The organism is Microbacterium sp. 13-71-7, assembly GCF_002257455.1.
Classification (GTDB): Bacteria; Actinomycetota; Actinomycetes; order Actinomycetales; family Microbacteriaceae; genus Microbacterium.
This window is the reverse complement of sequence record NZ_NCKN01000081.1, coordinates 1-16,056: the sequence shown is the minus strand read 5'-3', so window position 1 is coordinate 16,056 and position 16,056 is coordinate 1. Positions and strand designations below refer to the sequence as shown.

Annotated in this window: 19 protein-coding genes and 1 pseudogene; all 20 read right to left on the bottom strand. The window is 67.3% G+C overall.

Features of this window, described 5'->3' with window-relative positions:
* Positions 1-71: 71 nt before the first annotated feature.
* Positions 72-440, bottom strand: coding sequence for a 50S ribosomal protein L14 (gene rplN, locus B7X32_RS09765; protein ID WP_045271048.1), 369 nt, complete (start codon positions 438-440; stop codon positions 72-74).
* Positions 437-754 carry a 30S ribosomal protein S17 gene (rpsQ, locus tag B7X32_RS09760; RefSeq protein ID WP_052680074.1) on the bottom strand — a complete coding sequence of 106 codons (318 nt, stop codon included), beginning with the start codon at positions 752-754 and terminating at the stop codon, positions 437-439. The genes rplN and rpsQ overlap by 4 nt, the downstream gene beginning before the upstream one ends.
* The gene (gene rpmC, locus B7X32_RS09755) at positions 754-1,068 is read right to left on the bottom strand and encodes a 50S ribosomal protein L29 (protein WP_045271047.1); all 315 of its coding nucleotides are present in this window, start codon (positions 1,066-1,068) and stop codon (positions 754-756) included. The genes rpsQ and rpmC overlap by 1 nt, the downstream gene beginning before the upstream one ends.
* The gene (rplP, locus tag B7X32_RS09750; protein ID WP_045271046.1) at positions 1,068-1,487 is read right to left on the bottom strand and encodes a 50S ribosomal protein L16; all 420 of its coding nucleotides are present in this window, start codon (positions 1,485-1,487) and stop codon (positions 1,068-1,070) included. The genes rpmC and rplP overlap by 1 nt, the downstream gene beginning before the upstream one ends.
* Positions 1,487-2,242: a 30S ribosomal protein S3 gene (gene rpsC, locus B7X32_RS09745; RefSeq protein WP_233312362.1), complete on the bottom strand. Its 756-nt coding sequence runs from the start codon at positions 2,240-2,242 to the stop codon at positions 1,487-1,489. Before rpsC ends, rplP begins: the two co-directional genes overlap by 1 nt.
* The gene (gene rplV / locus B7X32_RS09740; RefSeq protein WP_292718963.1) at positions 2,242-2,622 is read right to left on the bottom strand and encodes a 50S ribosomal protein L22; all 381 of its coding nucleotides are present in this window, start codon (positions 2,620-2,622) and stop codon (positions 2,242-2,244) included. The genes rpsC and rplV overlap by 1 nt, the downstream gene beginning before the upstream one ends.
* The gene (gene rpsS, locus B7X32_RS09735; protein WP_045271043.1) at positions 2,622-2,903 is read right to left on the bottom strand and encodes a 30S ribosomal protein S19; all 282 of its coding nucleotides are present in this window, start codon (positions 2,901-2,903) and stop codon (positions 2,622-2,624) included. Before rpsS ends, rplV begins: the two co-directional genes overlap by 1 nt.
* Positions 2,904-2,915: 12 nt before the next feature.
* On the bottom strand, positions 2,916-3,755 hold the full coding sequence (rplB, locus tag B7X32_RS09730; protein ID WP_105686034.1) for a 50S ribosomal protein L2: 840 nt from the start codon (positions 3,753-3,755) through the stop codon (positions 2,916-2,918).
* 20 nt (positions 3,756-3,775) lie between these two features.
* Positions 3,776-4,093, bottom strand: coding sequence for a 50S ribosomal protein L23 (gene rplW / locus B7X32_RS09725; RefSeq protein WP_045249924.1), 318 nt, complete (start codon positions 4,091-4,093; stop codon positions 3,776-3,778).
* Positions 4,090-4,746: a 50S ribosomal protein L4 gene (gene rplD / locus B7X32_RS09720; RefSeq protein WP_292718959.1), complete on the bottom strand. Its 657-nt coding sequence runs from the start codon at positions 4,744-4,746 to the stop codon at positions 4,090-4,092. Before rplD ends, rplW begins: the two co-directional genes overlap by 4 nt.
* A gap of 5 nt (positions 4,747-4,751) precedes the next feature.
* Positions 4,752-5,411, bottom strand: a complete 660-nt coding sequence (gene rplC / locus B7X32_RS09715; protein ID WP_045271040.1) for a 50S ribosomal protein L3 — start codon at positions 5,409-5,411, stop codon at positions 4,752-4,754.
* A gap of 10 nt (positions 5,412-5,421) precedes the next feature.
* Positions 5,422-5,730, bottom strand: a complete 309-nt coding sequence (gene rpsJ, locus B7X32_RS09710) for a 30S ribosomal protein S10 (protein ID WP_017201594.1) — start codon at positions 5,728-5,730, stop codon at positions 5,422-5,424.
* Between the two features lie 432 nt (positions 5,731-6,162).
* Positions 6,163-7,089, bottom strand: coding sequence for a class C sortase (locus B7X32_RS09705; protein ID WP_292718954.1), 927 nt, complete (start codon positions 7,087-7,089; stop codon positions 6,163-6,165).
* A gap of 166 nt (positions 7,090-7,255) precedes the next feature.
* Positions 7,256-8,662, bottom strand: a complete 1,407-nt coding sequence (locus B7X32_RS09700; protein ID WP_292718953.1) for a SpaH/EbpB family LPXTG-anchored major pilin — start codon at positions 8,660-8,662, stop codon at positions 7,256-7,258.
* A gap of 83 nt (positions 8,663-8,745) precedes the next feature.
* Complete coding sequence (locus B7X32_RS09695) at positions 8,746-11,133, bottom strand: SpaA isopeptide-forming pilin-related protein (RefSeq protein WP_292718952.1); 2,388 nt, start codon at positions 11,131-11,133, stop codon at positions 8,746-8,748.
* Positions 11,134-11,502: 369 nt separating this feature from the next.
* Positions 11,503-11,727 (bottom strand): hypothetical protein, encoded by a 225-nt coding sequence (locus tag B7X32_RS09690; RefSeq protein WP_292718951.1) that lies wholly within the window; start codon positions 11,725-11,727, stop codon positions 11,503-11,505.
* Positions 11,728-11,892: 165 nt separating this feature from the next.
* On the bottom strand, positions 11,893-13,083 hold the full coding sequence (gene tuf, locus B7X32_RS09685; RefSeq protein WP_292718950.1) for an elongation factor Tu: 1,191 nt from the start codon (positions 13,081-13,083) through the stop codon (positions 11,893-11,895).
* Positions 13,084-13,241: 158 nt separating this feature from the next.
* The gene (gene fusA, locus B7X32_RS09680; RefSeq protein ID WP_292718948.1) at positions 13,242-15,356 is read right to left on the bottom strand and encodes an elongation factor G; all 2,115 of its coding nucleotides are present in this window, start codon (positions 15,354-15,356) and stop codon (positions 13,242-13,244) included.
* A 118-nt stretch (positions 15,357-15,474) separates the two neighbouring features.
* On the bottom strand, positions 15,475-15,945 hold the full coding sequence (gene rpsG, locus B7X32_RS09675; RefSeq protein ID WP_045271034.1) for a 30S ribosomal protein S7: 471 nt from the start codon (positions 15,943-15,945) through the stop codon (positions 15,475-15,477).
* A gap of 5 nt (positions 15,946-15,950) precedes the next feature.
* Positions 15,951-16,056, bottom strand: a pseudogene (locus tag B7X32_RS09670) (30S ribosomal protein S12); the annotation flags it as partial.

Genomic DNA, 16,056 nt, shown 5'->3' with positions numbered 1-16,056 from the left:
TCGCCGCCCTTTTCCTGCTTGCGGCCGGAGATGACCTGAACCAGGTCACCCTTCTTGATGTTCGCCATGAGTTACAGCACCTCCGGGGCGAGCGAGACGATCTTCATGAACTTCTTGTCACGGAGCTCACGGCCGACCGGACCGAAGATACGGGTGCCGCGGGGCTCCCCGTCGTTCTTCAGGATCACGGCGGCGTTCTCGTCGAACTTGATGTACGAACCGTCGGGACGACGGGTCTGCTTCTTGGTACGGACGATGACCGCCTTGACGACGTCGCCCTTCTTGACGTTCCCACCGGGGATCGCGTCCTTGACCGTGGCGACGATGATGTCGCCCAGGCCCGCGTAGCGACGGCTGGAGCCGCCGAGCACGCGGATGGTGAGCAGCTCCTTGGCGCCGGTGTTGTCGGCGACCTTGAGTCGGGACTCGGTCTGGATCACTTTGCCTTCTCCAGGATCTCCACCAGACGCCAGCGCTTCGTGGCGCTCAGCGGGCGGGTCTCGTTGATGAGAACGAGGTCGCCGATGCCGGCGGCGTTGTTCTCGTCGTGCGCCTTGACCTTCGTCGTACGGCGGATGACCTTGCCGTACAGCGGGTGCTTCACGCGGTCCTCGACCTCGACGACGATGGTCTTGTCCATCTTGTCGCTGACGACGTAGCCGCGGCGCGACTTGCGGTAGCCACGAGCATCGGCGTCGCGCACGTCGTGCGAGACGACCTCTGCCTCAGCGGCAGCAGCCTTCTTCTCAGCCATTACTCGGCCTCCTCCTTCGGCGCGTCAGCCTCGTCGGCCTTCTTCGCCTTTGCCTTGGACGCCTTCTTGGCCGGAGCCTCGACCGGAGCGGGCGTCGCACGGATGCCCAGCTCGCGCTCGCGGATCACGGTGTACAGGCGCGCGATGTCGCGCTTGACGGCGCGGATGCGGCCGTGGCTCTCCAGCTGGCCGGTGGCCGACTGGAAACGGAGGTTGAACAGCTCCTCCTTGGCCTTGCGCAGCTCCTCGACGAGGCGCTGGTCTTCGAACGTGTCGAGCTCGGTCACACCGAGCTCCTTGGTGCCGATCGCCATTACGCGTCGCCCTCCTCGCGCTTGATGATGCGTGCCTTGAGCGGCAGCTTGTGAATGGCACGGGTCAGGGCTTCACGAGCGAGTTCCTCGCTGACGCCCGCGACCTCGAACAGGACGCGACCCGGCTTGACGTTGGCGACCCACCACTCGGGGGAACCCTTACCGGAACCCATGCGGGTCTCGGCAGGCTTCTTCGTGAGCGGACGGTCGGGGTAGATGTTGATCCACACCTTTCCACCACGCTTGATGTGACGGGTCATCGCGATACGAGCGGACTCGATCTGACGGTTGGTCACGTAGGCGGGGGTGAGGGCCTGGATGCCGAACTCGCCGAAGGAGACCTTCGTGCCGCCGGTGGCCGCACCATCACGCTTGGGGTGATGCTGCTTGCGGTACTTGACCTTACGAGGGATAAGCATCAGGCAGACGCTCCTTCTGCGACGGGAGCCTCGTTGCGCGGGCCACGGCGGCGGTCGCCACCACGGTCGTCACGACGGGACTTCGGTGCGTTGGCCTGCTCGCGAGCAAGCTCCTTGTTGGTGAGGTCGCCCTTGTAGATCCAGACCTTCACGCCGATGCGGCCGAAGGTGGTCTTGGCCTCGTAGAAGCCGTAGTCGATGTTCGCGCGCAGCGTGTGCAGCGGCACACGACCCTCGCGGTAGAACTCCGACCGGCTCATCTCCGCGCCGCCGAGGCGGCCCGAGACCTGGATCCGGATGCCCTTCGCACCCGCGCGCTGGGCACCCTGGAGGCCCTTGCGCATGGCGCGACGGAAGGCGACACGAGCAGAGAGCTGCTCGGCGATGCCCTGGGCGACGAGCTGAGCGTCGGCCTCGGGGTTCTTCACCTCGAGGATGTTCAGCTGGATCTGCTTGCCCGTGAGCTTCTCGAGGTCTCCGCGGATGCGCTCGGCCTCGGCGCCGCGGCGGCCGATGACGATGCCCGGACGAGCGGTGTGGATGTCCACACGCACGCGGTCGCGGGTGCGCTCGATCTCGATGTTGCTCACGCCGGCGCGGTCGAGCTGCGTCTGCAGGAGCTTGCGGATCTTGATGTCCTCGGCGACGTAGTCGGCGTAGCGCTGACCCGGCTTGGTCGAGTCAGAGAACCACCGGGACACGTGGTCCGTGGTGATGCCGAGGCGGAAGCCGTACGGGTTTACCTTCTGTCCCATTACTTGCTCGCCTTCTCGTTCTTGGCGACCTCAGGGGTGGCCAGCACGACCGTGATGTGGCTCGTGCGCTTCTTGATCTGGAACGCGCGGCCCTGGGCGCGGGGCTGGAAACGCTTGAGCGTCGTCCCCTCGTCCACGAAGGCGTTCTTGATGTAGAGATCCTGCTCATCGAGGAACTCGCCGTCGCGATCGGCCTTCACCTGAGCGTTGGCGATGGCGGAGTGCACGAGCTTGTAGATCGGCTCGGAGGCGCTCTGCTGCGCGAACTTCAGGATGGCGAGGGCTTCCTGCGCCTGCTTGCCCTTGATGAGGGCGACGACACGACGAGCCTTCTGCGGGGTCACGCGGATGTGCTTCACGCGTGCGATGGATTCGACCATTAGCGGCGCCGCCCCTTCTTGTCGTCCTTCTCGTGGCCGCGGAAGGTGCGGGTGGGCGCGAACTCGCCCAGCTTGTGACCGACCATGGTCTCGGACACGAACACGGGGATGTGCTTGCGTCCGTCGTGCACGGCGATGGTGTGTCCCAGCATGGCGGGGATGATCATCGACCGGCGCGACCAGGTCTTGATGACGTTCTTGGTACCGGCATCGTTCTGAACGATCACCTTGCGAAGCAGGTGCTCGTCGACGAAGGGGCCCTTCTTAAGACTGCGAGGCATCTTCTCTTACTCCTACTTGCGCTTCTTGCCAGCGTTACGGCGACGCACGATGTACTTGTCGCTTTCCTTGTTGGCGTGACGGGTGCGTCCCTCAGCCTGGCCCCACGGGGAGACGGGGTGACGTCCACCGGACGTCTTGCCCTCACCACCACCGTGCGGGTGATCCACCGGGTTCATGGCGACACCGCGGACGGTCGGGCGAACGCCCAACCAGCGCTTGCGGCCGGCCTTGCCCCAGTTGATGTTGGACTGCTCGGCGTTGCCGACCTCGCCGATCGTCGCACGGCAGCGCGCGTCGACGTTGCGGATCTCGCCCGAGGGCAGACGCAGCTGGGCGTAGGGGCCGTCCTTCGCGACCAGGCGCACGGAGACGCCGGCCGAGCGGGCCATCTTCGCGCCGCCGCCGGGGCGGAGCTCGATGGCGTGGATGACGGTACCCGTCGGGATGTTCTTCAGCGGGAGGTTGTTGCCCGGCTTGATGTCGGCGCCGGCACCCGACTCGACGATGTCGCCCTGCTTCAGCTTGTTCGGCGCGATGATGTAGCGCTTCTCGCCGTCGAAGTAGTGCAGCAGCGCGATGCGCGCGGTGCGGTTGGGGTCGTACTCGATGTGAGCGACCTTGGCGTCGATGCCGTCCTTGTCATTGCGACGGAAGTCGATGACGCGGTACTGGCGCTTGTGGCCACCACCGATGTGACGGGTCGTGATGCGGCCCTGGTTGTTACGGCCACCGGTCTTGCTCAGCGGGCGCAGCAGCGACTTCTCCGGCGTCGATCGGGTGATCTCGGCGAAGTCTGCCACCGACGAGCCGCGGCGACCCGGGGTCGTGGGCTTGTACTTGCGAATAGCCATGTTGTGTCCTTATCCCCCGGTCAGTTCACTGCCGTGAAGATGTCGATGGTGCCCGACTTCAGGGCCACGATCGCGCGCTTGGTGTCCTTGCGCTTGCCGGTGCCGAAGCGGGTGCGGCGAGCCTTGCCGACGCGGTTGATCGTGTTGACGCTCGCGACCTTGACGTCGAAGATCTTCTCGATGGCGAGCTTGATCTCGGTCTTGGAGGCGCGGGGGTCCACCAGGAAGGTGTACTTGCCCTCGTCGATCAGGCCGTAGCTCTTCTCGGAGACGACCGGCTTCAGGATGATGTCGCGCGGGTCCTTGTTGGCAGCCGCGGCGAGGATGTTGTCGCTCATGCGGAGACCTCCTCGGTTGCGCCGGACTTCTGCGCGACGAACGCGTCGAAGGCCGCCTTGGTGAAGACGATGTCGTCGGAGTTGACCACGTCGTAGGCGTTCAGCTGGTCGGCGTACAGCACGTGCACGGAGACCAGGTTGCGGACGCTCAGGGCGGTGAGGTCGTCCTCGCGGTCGATGACCACGAGGATGTTCTTGCCCGGGAGCGCCTTCAGGTAAGCGGCGGCCGTCTTGGTGGACGGCTTGCCCTCGATGCCGAAGGACTCGACGACGTGCAGGCGCTCACCGCGGAAGCGGTCGCTCAGCGCACCCACGAGGGCGGCGGCGATCATCTTCTTGGGGGTGCGCTGCGAGTAGTCGCGCGGCTTCGGGCCGTGGACGATGCCACCACCGGTCATGTGCGGCGCGCGGATGGAGCCCTGACGGGCGTTACCCGTGCCCTTCTGCTTGAAGGGCTTGCGACCGGCACCGGAGACCTCACCGCGACGCTTGGTCGAGTGGGTGCCCTGGCGTGCCGCGGCGAGCTGCGCGACGACGACCTGGTGGATCAGCGGAACGTTGGTCTTGGCGTCGAAGATCGCGGCGGGGGCGTCGACCGTACCGGTCTTCTTGCCGCCGGCGAACACGTCGAGCGTCAGAGTGGTGTCAGCCATGGGACTCAGGCACCCTTCACTGCGTTGCGGACGTAGACGATGCGGCCGCGTGCACCGGGGACGGCGCCCTTGACGAGCAGCAGACCCTTCTCGGCGTCGACGGCGTGCACCGTGAGGTTGAGGACGGTCACGCGCTCGCCACCCATACGACCGGCCATGCGCATGCCCTTGAAGACACGGCTCGGGGTCGACGAAGCACCGATGGAACCGGGCTTGCGGTGGTTGCGGTGCGAACCGTGGGAAGCGGAGACACCCTTGAAGTTGTGGCGCTTCATGACACCGGCGAAGCCCTTGCCCTTGCTGGTGCCGACGACGTCGACCAGCTGGCCGGCCTCGAAGGTGCCGTCAACGGTGAGCTCCTGGCCGAGCGCGTAGTCGCCGGCGTCCGCGGTGCGGATCTCGGTGACGTGGCGACGCGGGGTGACCCCGGCGGCCTCGAAGTGCTTGGCGAGGGGCTGCGTGACCTTGCGCGGGTCGATCTGACCGGCCGCGATCTGCACGGCGTTGTAGCCGTCCTTCTCGGGGGTGCGGATCTGGGTGACCACGTTCGGGGCCAGCTCGATCACGGTGACCGGGATCAGCTTGCCGTTCTCGTTCCAGACCTGGGTCATGCCGAGCTTGGTGCCGAGCAGGCCCTTGGAAATCTTTGCGTTGATGTCGACCATCGTGATCCCCTTACAGCTTGATCTCGATGTTGACGTCAGCAGGAAGGTCGAGACGCATGAGCGAGTCAACGGCCTTCGGCGTCGGGTCGACGATGTCGATCAGACGCTTGTGGGTGCGCATCTCGAAGTGCTCGCGGCTGTCCTTGTACTTGTGGGGCGACCGGATGACGCACACGACGTTCTTCTCGGTCGGAAGCGGCACCGGGCCGACGACGGTCGCGCCCGCACGGGTCACGGTGTCGACGATCTTGCGGGCCGACGTGTCGATGACCTCGTGGTCATACGACTTCAGGCGAATGCGGATCTTCTGTCCCGCCATTGTCTGCTCTCTCTCATTAAGCGTCTTACCTGCCCGGACCCGGTGGTCCGGGGGCATTGGACGCGCGACGGCGCGTTCTGCGCCTTCGCACTCCTCCTCCTGACCCGGATCCTTGCGGATCGAGGCCTCTCGAAGGGGCGCACCACTGTTCTGCTGTCAGCCCGGGGCCTTGCGACCCGCGGAAGCCGACCCCCGCACAGGGCAGGGCCTCGGTGAAGAGGTGTCGGTTGTCTGTTCTGCTGCCCGCGGCCCAGATCCCTGCGACCGCTTCCCGGAGGAAGGGCGCCGTCTGTGCACTGCCCTGGCAGTGATCCGGCGCGCATCGGGACGCGCGCCGGAATGTGGAACCTCAATAGTCTACGTGCAGCCCGGGCGTGTCGCAAACTCGGGCGTGTCGCGACGGCGTGTCCGGCGTGTCGGCGGCGACCAGTGTCAGCCCTCGTGCGCCGCGGTCTCCTCGGCCGCCTCGCGGCGGGGCCGCCCCGTCGCCCAGACGAAGCCGATGAGCACGATCAGCGAGCCGCCGATGATCGGCGCCCACCACGGGAATCCGGGGATGTCCGGCGTCGCGCCGGCGGCGTCGAGGTCCTTCTGCGGGGTCGGCGTCACGCGCTCTCCCGTGACCAGGATCCGATGGCTGTTGATGCCGAGCGGGGTGCACGTGACGAGCGTGACCAGGTCCTCCCCCGCCTGCGGACTCAGCGTCTGGGTGTCCTCGGGGAGCACCACCTGGGTGTCGCGCACCCGGTAGGTCAGGACCTGGCCGAACACCTCGACGGTGAAGGTGTCGCCGATCTTGACCTGGTCGAGGTTGTCGAAGAGCGTCGCGCCGGCGAGTCCGCGGTGGGCGGTGAGCACGGAGTGCTGGTCGGCGCCCCCGATCGGAAGGGATGTGCCCTCGAGATGACCGACGCCCTTGGTCAGGGTCGCGTCGGAGGTGCCGTGGTAGATCGGCAGATCGACGCCGATCGAGGGGACGCGCAGCCGTGCCATGACGCCGTCCGCGTCGGCGCGGAGCAGGCTCGGGTAGTCGAACCCCGGAGCCCCCGCCGTGCTGGTCGGCACACGGGATCCGGCTCCGAGCAGAGCGCCTCCGACGAGCGCCTTGTTGTAGGCCCTCGCCTGCTCGAGGGCCTTCTCACGGGCGTCGGGCCCAGAGCCGCCGACCTCGGAGTCGACCTTGACGATGAGCTGGGACTGGTTGTACTGCGACCACCAGCTCGCGACCGTGGGATACATCAGAAGGAGGAGTCCGGCGAACGCGATGGCCGCGAGGATCGCGGTGCCCCAGGGCATCCGCCAGCGAGGGCGCGGGGTCGCTCGCATGTCGCGACGTCGCAGTGGTGCGGTCTGCGTCATGGCGCCCTCCTCGAGGTGCGGGTCGGAACGGGTCCCGGATCCGGGACGGAGAGGCTTCGGGCCGGACCTGTCGTCCGCCGAAGCAGGGAGGAGGGCGGGGACTCGCCCCGCCCTCCTCCTGTCCGTCAGCGGTCACCCCCGAGGGCGACCGCTGACGGACCTGTCATCAGTGACGACGTGCGCGCACGCGACGCACCACGATGGTGCCGAGTCCGGCGGCGACCAGGGCGCCACCGACGATCGCGAACAGGGCGCTGCCCGCACCACCGGTCAGCGGCAGGTTCGGGCCCTGCTGCTGGGTGTTCGAGATCGCGAGGGCCGTCGGCGTCGCGGAGCCCGCGGCGGTGACGGTGACCTGGGTCCACGGGTCGGCGGGCAGCACGTAGCCGGCCGGCGCCTGGGTCTCCTTGAGCCAGTAGTCCTTGCTCTTCACGTCGTTATTGCCGACCCACAGGCCGTCGACGAGGATCTCTCCGGCGTCGTTCGTGGTGAACGGGCCGGCGACCTTCGTGCCGTTCTTGGCGTCGTACACCTCGAAGATCGCGCCCTTGAGGGTGTTCTTCGTCGTGGCGTCCTGCTTGACGACCTTCAGCGCGCCCCAGTTGGTCTGCGGCGTGTTGGTGGTGCGGTCGGAGCCGTTGGTGTTGACGACGGCGGTGTTCAGGATCTGGCCGTCGGCGCCGAGCGACGTCACGGTCGTGGTGATGTCCGCGGTCACGGCGGTCTTGCCGGCGAGCTTGCCGAGGCCGGTCGCGGTGAAGGTGATCACGGTGTTGCCCGAGACGGTGTAGTCGGTGCCCTCGGTCAGGGTGGTGCCGTCGACCTTGACGACCGCGCCGACGTAGGTCAGCCGCGCGTCGAGGTTGTCGGTGATGGAGAAGCTGCGGTAGGTGTCACCGGCGGCGAGGGCGGGGATCGGCGCGTTGACCGTCCAGACGATCTGCGAGCCCAGCACGGGCGCCTTCGGGTCGGCGACCGTCTTGGTCGGCTCCGTGTTGTTCAGCTTGTTCTTCGGGTAGACGTGCACGTTGTACAGCCACGCGCCCTGGTTCGGGTACGGGACCGACACGAGGAACGGCTGCACCGGCGAGACGATCGGGTTCGCACCCGGGCTGGTCTCCGTGACGAGGTACAGGCCGTACGGCAGGTTCGAGACGACGGCCTGACCGGTCGCGTCCGTGGTCGCGGTGGTGCCGGCGGCGACCGAGAACGGCGCCGAGGAGACGTTCGCCGGGGTCGCGGTCTTCGCCTGGTCCCAGCCCGCGGCGGTGGTGAGGTCGATCGGCGTGCCGTTCGAACTCACGCGCTGGACGCTGAACTGGACACCCTCGAGGCCCTTGCCGAGCGCGGCGAGCTTGGCGGCGTCCGTGATCTGGGTGCCGTCGCCCGCCGCACCGGGGTCGCCGGCGTGCTTGTGGATGGTCAGGGTGCCCGTGCTCCCCGTGATGTTCGAGGGGCTCAGGGTGTCGGCGGCGTTCGCGGCCGGCGACACTGCGAGGGCGCCGAGCGCGGCGAGAGCCGCGACTCCGAGGCCGGCTGCGATCTTGCGCAGCCCGAGAGACCTGGTGGTCATTGCCGTTCCTGCTTTCTTTGTCGTTCGTCGACCGGCACCCGCCGGCCGACAGTTGTCCTGCTGTCGGTGAGGTGGGTGGTGCGTCAGGAGGCTCGGCGCGCGTTCCGGCGGAGTCGCAGGACTCCGAGGACCGCCAGCGCGGAGAAGAGGAGGGCGCCGCCGCCGAGGAGGAAGGCGTCGCTGCCGAGACCGCCGGTCAGCGGGAGCACGGCGCCGGCCTGCTGCTCGTTCTGCTGAGCGCCGATGTTCAGCGTCGTGCCCGCGTTGGCCGCGTTCACGGTGAAGGTGAAGGATCCCGCCGCGATGTAGCCCGCGGGGGCCAGCGTCTCCTTGGCGGTGTAGGTCCCCCACGCGAGCTTTTCCAGGCGGAAGGCGCCGGGCGCCGGATCCTGGTCGGGACCGGTGCAGGGACCCGCCGTGCAGTCCTTGACGACGACGCCCTGTGCGGGCAGGCCCGGGCCGGTGAGGGTCCATTCGGATCCGGCGAGCTGGCCGCCGGTGTTCTTGGACGTCTTGGTCCAGACGACGGATCCGGGCTTGCTCGCGTTCGTGATCGTGCACACCGCGTTCGCGTTGGCCGCCACGGTCACGGAGGATCCGCTCACCGTCGCGCCGGTGCAGGTCCAGGCGCCCGCCGCGTAGCCCGCCGGGCTGCCGCTCTCGGTGAGCGCGTAGGTGCCGGGCGCGACGACCGCGGCGGTCACGCTCGGGTCGCCGGTCTTGCCCGTGATGGTCTTCGCGCCGGTCGCGGTGAGGGTCCAGTCGGAGACGACCGAGCCGCCGCCGTACGTGTTGTCGACCTGCTTCTTCAGCGTGAGCGCGGCCGCCGAGGGCTTGTTCGTGATCGTGCACGCCACCGCGTCGCCCGGGGCGACCCCTGTGACGTCGGCGCCCGCGGCTCCGGGCAGGGTCACGGTGCGCGGCGAGCCGGACAGCGGGGTGACGACGCAGCTGCCGCTGACGAAGTCCCATCCCGCCTTCTGGGTCTCGGACACCTTCACGGTCGCCCGCGAGGTCTGCTTGTCGAACGCGACGGTCCAGTTCACGTCACCCGAGGCCGGGGTGGTCTGCGTCGCCGCGGACGGCGTGGACGTGGCGGTTCCGGCGGTCGCGGTCGTCGCCGCGCCGAGGGTCCAGCCCGCACCGGGCGCCGGGTTGTTCCCGGTGATGTCGAGCACGGTCTTGTGCACGGCGACGGTCGCGAGCAGCGGCGAGTTGGTGATGGTGCACTCGACGCTCGCGCCGGAGCGGTTCGGGATCGTGAGCTGACCCGCGGCGTTCGTCGGCACGGCCGCACCGGTCTCGTCGACGCAGACGGTCGAGCTCGCGTAGTCGGAGAGCGTGCCGGGGGATCCGGCCGCGATCGTCTCGGACACGGAGTAGACGCCGTTCTGGATCACCGGGATCGGGCCGACCTGGGCGACCTGCACGCCGTTCGAGGCGCCCGACGTGGTGGCGGTGCCGGACTCGGTCGTCCCGCTCTTGACGGAGAGGCGGAACTGGTCGCCGACATGAGCGCGGGCGACGACGTTCTTCTTGACCGTGAGGTTCGCCGGCGAGTTGCAGCTCGCGAGGTCGGTGCTGCTCAGGCTCGACGTCACGTTGCCGCCGATCTGAGCGCCCGTCGACGCGTTGTACTCGCGGACGGTGTTGCCGTTTCCGAGGTACATCGAACCCGTGGTGTTGAACGCCATGCCGTTGATGCCGGCGAACCCGGAGGGGGCGAAGGAGAACGACTGCGACGCGGGAAGCTGTCCGCCCGTGCCTCCCGCGATCGAGGCCGCGGTGACCGAGTAGACGGAAGTGGTCGTGGCGCTGCCCGCGACGTACAGGTTGCCGCTCGCGTCGAACGCCATGTCGCCGTTGGTGCCTCCCGCGGCGGACGTGTCGATCGTGCCGACCAGCGAGAACGCGCCGGTGCCGGGCACATAGCGGTAGATGTAGAAGCTGCCGCCGGAGAAGCCGCCGAAGAAGAAGTCGCCGGTCTTCAGGTCGACCGCGCCGGCGACGAGGGATGCGGCGGTCGTGTACGTGTCCCCCGTGGACTTCCACGCGGATCCGTCGAAGTACCAGATGGTCGCGGTGCGGGAGTTGTTCGTACGCTCGTAGGCGAGGGCGGTGGCGCCGTTCGCGCCGATGCCGAGGCCGTTGAACGACGAGACACCGGAGGCGGCCGGTCCGACGTTGGAGACGACGCCGTTCGAGACGCGCTGCAGCTGCCCGGTCCCGGAGACGGCGTAGAACGTGCCCGTCGCACAGACGAGGCCGGCGGTGGCGCTCGGTGCGACGCGGGCGGCGAGCGGCCCGGCGATCGCGGAGCGGACCGAGGACACCGACGTCGACGCGGGTGCGGCGGCCGGTGCCGCAGCAGGTGCGATCGCCGCCTGCGCCGCCGGAGTCGCGACGAACGCGAGTCCGATGCTCAGACCCAGCGCCACGACGGCGCGCGCAAAGTACTCCCCAGTCCTCATTGTGCTCCCCAGCCACAACGAAGGTCGTCTCGCTCCCCGCGAAACGTCCTTCACGAGAGCCGATCGCTCGGCTCTCTTCTCCCCAGCGGACCGTCCCCCGGCCCGATGTTCGGGAACCCATTTCCCGTGAGTCCCCTGCGGCTCCCACTCCCCGTGTGAGCCGCGGATCCCGTCCTGCGCGGGCTGACAACCAGACCCCAGTGATCAGGTGCGTTTCCCGTGCGTAGACGATGAATCCACTGATGACGCTACGGCATGCCCCCGCGAAAGACCAAATCGGCCGACGCATCGTGCGAGATCACGGCATGCGGAGACGACGAAGGGCGGAGCGCCGCGGCGCTCCGCCCTTCGGAAGACGTCAGTCCGAGGTCACTCGGTGCCCACGGCCTTGTCGAGGTTGTCGCGGACGCCGTCGATCTGCTCGGCAGCCCCCGGCGCGACCTTCTTGGCGAGATCCGCGGCGCCACCGAGGATGTTGTCGCTGATGCCCTCGGCCTGCTCGCTGTGCAGGACCTCGTCGATCTTGTCCTTGTTCTGCTCGATGAACTCCTTGCCCTTGTTCACGGCGTCGTTGATGGCGTCTTCGAGACCCATGGGGTTCCCCTCCCTAGATCGGACCGGCGATCGGCCCGCACGTGGCCATTCTGCCCGCGCCCGAGCGCGAACGGAAGCACTTTCCCGCGAGGTGACGCCGCGCGTCACGGGTACGACAAAGGGGCCGAGCCCGAAGGCTCGACCCCTTTGCGTGGAAGCAGATGCTTACTTGACGATCTTCGTGACCGTGCCGGCGCCGACGGTGCGGCCACCCTCACGGATCGCGAAGCCGAGGCCCTCCTCCATGGCGATCGGCTGGATCAGCTCGACCGACATGTCGGTGGTGTCACCGGGCATGACCATCTCGGTGCCCTCGGGCAGCGAGATGACGCCGGTGACGTCGGTGGTACGGAAGTAGAACTGCGGGCGGTAGTTCGTGTAGAAGGGGTTGTGGCGACCACCCTCGTCCTTGGACAGGATGTACGCGGTGCCCTCGAAGTTGGTGTGCGGGGTGATGGAACCCGGCTTCACCACGACCTGGCCGCGCTCGACGTCCTCGCGCTTGGTGCCACGGAGGAGAAGACCGCAGTTCTCGCCGGCCCATGCCTCGTCGAGCTGCTTGTGGAACATCTCGATACCCGTGACCGTGGTCTTCTGCGTCGGGCGGATGCCGACGATCTCGACCTCGGAGTTGATCGCGAGGGTGCCGCGCTCGGCGCGACCGGTGACGACCGTGCCACGACCGGTGATCGTGAAGACGTCCTCGATCGGCATCAGGAACGGCTTGTCCTTGTCGCGGATGGGGTCCGGGATCGAGTTGTCGACGGCCTCCATCAGGTCGAGGATCGACTGCGTCCACTTCTCGTCACCCTCGAGGGCCTTCAGACCGGAGACGCGCACGACCGGCGCGTCCTCGGCGAAGCCCTGGCTGGCGAGCAGCTCGGAGACCTCGAGCTCGACGAGCTCCAGGATCTCCTCGTCGTCGACCATGTCGGCCTTGTTCAGCGCGACCAGCAGGTACGGCACGCCGACCTGCTTGGCGAGCAGCACGTGCTCACGGGTCTGCGCCATCGGGCCGTCGGTGGCGGCGACCACGAGGATCGCGCCGTCCATCTGAGCCGCACCGGTGATCATGTTCTTGATGTAGTCGGCGTGACCGGGCGCGTCGACGTGAGCGTAGTGACGCTTCGGGGTCTCGTACTCGACGTGCGAGATGTTGATCGTGATACCGCGCTGACGCTCCTCGGGAGCGGAGTCGATCGACGCGAAGTCGCGCTGAACGTTGGTGGCCGACGGGAACTTGTCGGCGAGCACCTTCGAGATCGCAGCGGTGAGCGTGGTCTTGCCGTGGTCGACGTGACCGATCGTTCCGATGTTCACGTGCGGCTTGGTCCGCTCGAACTTGGCCTTAGCCACTGGGTCCTCCTCAGGACGTCATGTAGGGGCACCGGGCACTGGATTGTGACCGCTTTCCTACGGGTTTGATTCTCAGTTTAGTAGAGAGACGATGTGAAGTTGTCTGAGTGCCTGGCGGATCCGCGGCCGGGGCCCCGGATCCGCCAGGCTCCTAGGGCTTACTCGCCCTTGGTCTTCTGGATGATCTCGTCGGCGACGGCGCGCGGGACCTCGGCGTAGCTGTCGAACTCCATGGAGTAGACGGCACGGCCGGAGGTCTTCGAGCGCAGGTCGCCGATGTAGCCGAACATCTCGGACAGCGGGACCGAGGCGCGGACGACCTTGACGCCCTGGGCGTCCTCCATCGACTGGATCTGGCCACGACGCGAGTTCAGGTCGCCGATGACGTCGCCCATGTACTCCTCGGGAGTACGGACCTCGACGGCCATCAGCGGCTCGAGCAACACGGGGTTCGCGCGGCGCGCGGCCTCCTTGAAGCCCATCGATCCGGCGATCTTGAACGCCATCTCCGAGGAGTCGACGTCGTGCGCGGCACCGTCGGTCAGGATCGCCTTGACCCCGACCATCGGGTAGCCGGCCAGGACGCCGACGTTCATCGCGTCCTGGAAACCGGCGTCGATGGATCCGATGTACTCGCGCGGCACGCGGCCACCGGTCACGGCGTTCTCGAACTCGTACGACTTCTCGGCAGCGAGATCGAGGGGCTCGATCGTGAACTGGATCTTCGCGAACTGACCAGAACCACCGGTCTGCTTCTTGTGCGTGTAGTCGTACTTCTCGACGGCCTTCTTGATCGTCTCGCGGTACGCCACCTGCGGCTTGCCGACGTTGGCCTCGACGTTGAACTCGCGCTTCATGCGGTCGACGAGGATGTCCAGGTGCAGCTCGCCCATGCCCTTGATGGTCGTCTGACCGGTCTCGGGGTTGAGCTCCGTGCGGAACGTCGGGTCCTCTTCGGCGAGCTTCTGGATGGCGACACCCAGCTTCTCCTGGTCGGCCTTGGTCTTCGGCTCGATCGCGACCTCGATGACGGGCTCCGGGAAGGTCATCGACTCGAGGACCACCGGCGAGGTCGGGTCGGTGAGGGTGTCACCCGTGGTGGTGTCCTTCAGACCGATGACCGCGTAGATGTTGCCCGCGGTGACCGCGGAGACCGGGATCTCCTTGTTGGCGTGCATCTGGAAGATCTTCCCGATGCGCTCCTTCTTGCCCTTGGTCGAGTTGACGACCTGGGCACCGGAGTCGAGGTGTCCCGAGTAGACGCGCACGTAGGTGAGGCGACCGAAGAACGGGTGCACGGCGACCTTGAACGCGAGGGCCGCGAACGGGTCCTTCGCGTCGGGGTGACGCTCGATGATCGTGTCGTAGTCCTTGGGGTCGTGCGCCTCGATCGAACCCACGTCGAGCGGGTTCGGGAGGTAGTCGATGACGGCGTCGAGCATCGGCTGGACGCCGCGGTTCTTGAACGCCGAACCGCACAGCACCGGGTAGATCTCGGAGGCGACGGTCATCTTGCGGATCGCGCCCTTGATCTCGGCGACGGTGAGCTCCTCGCCGCCGAAGAACTTCTCGAGCAGCACGTCATCGCTCTCGGCGACGGTCTCGAGCAGTGCCTGACGGTACTCCTCGGCCTTGTCCTTGAGGTCGGCCGGGATCTCCTGCACCTCGTAGGAGGCGCCCATGGTGACGTCACCCTTCGAGTCGCCGGCCCAGACGAGCGCGCGCATCTCGATGAGGTCGACGACGCCGACGAAGCTGCTCTCGGAGCCGATCGGGAGCTGCAGCACGAGGGGCTTGGCGCCCAGGCGGTTCACGATGGTGTCGACCGTGTAGTAGAAGTCGGCGCCCAGCTTGTCCATCTTGTTGACGAAGCAGATGCGCGGGACGTTGTACTTGTCGGCCTGACGCCACACGGTCTCGGACTGGGGCTCGACGCCCTCCTTGCCGTCGAACACGGCGACCGCGCCGTCGAGGACGCGGAGCGAGCGCTCCACCTCGACCGTGAAGTCCACGTGACCGGGGGTGTCGATGATGTTGATCTGGTTCTTGTTCCAGTAGCAGGTCACGGCGGCAGACGTGATCGTGATGCCGCGCTCCTTCTCCTGCTCCATCCAGTCGGTCGTCGAGGCGCCGTCGTGGGTCTCGCCGATCTTGTGGTTCACACCCGTGTAGAACAGGATGCGCTCGGTCGTCGTGGTCTTACCGGCATCGATGTGCGCCATGATACCGATGTTGCGGACCTTGCTCAGGTCGGTGAGCACTTCTTGTGCCACGGGGGTGTCCTTATCTTCTTGCTGTCGTCACGCGACGAAGGAAAGTGTGGGGTGCCGGGACCGGATCCTGTGCTTCGACGAGCTCAGCAGCCGGATCCGATCCCGGCCCGACTGGTTCTTACCAGCGGTAGTGCGCGAAGGCGCGGTTCGACTCGGCCATCTTGTGAGTGTCCTCGCGGCGCTTGACCGCGGCACCCAGGCCGTTCGAGGCGTCCAGGATCTCGTTCTGGAGACGCTCGGTCATGGTCTTCTCACGACGGCTCTTGGCGTAGCTGACGAGCCAGCGGAGGGCGAGGGTGTTCGCGCGGTGCGGCTTCACCTCGACCGGGACCTGGTAGGTCGAGCCACCGACGCGGCGGCTGCGGACCTCGAGGGTCGGGCGCACGTTGTCGAGCGCCTTCTTCAGGGTGGCGACGGCGTCCTGACCGTTCTTCGCCTCGACGCCCGAGAGGGCGCCGTAGACGATCGACTCGGCGAGGGACTTCTTGCCGTCGACCAGGATCTTGTTCACCAGCGAGGTCACGATCGGAGCACCGTAGACCGGGTCGTTGACAACGGGGCGCTTGGGGGCGGGGCCCTTACGAGGCATCTAACTCAACCCTTCTTCGCGCCGTAGCGGGAACGAGCCTGCTTACGGTTCTTGACGGCCTGGGTGTCCAGGGCGCCGCGGACGATCTTGTAGCGGACACCGGGGAGGTCC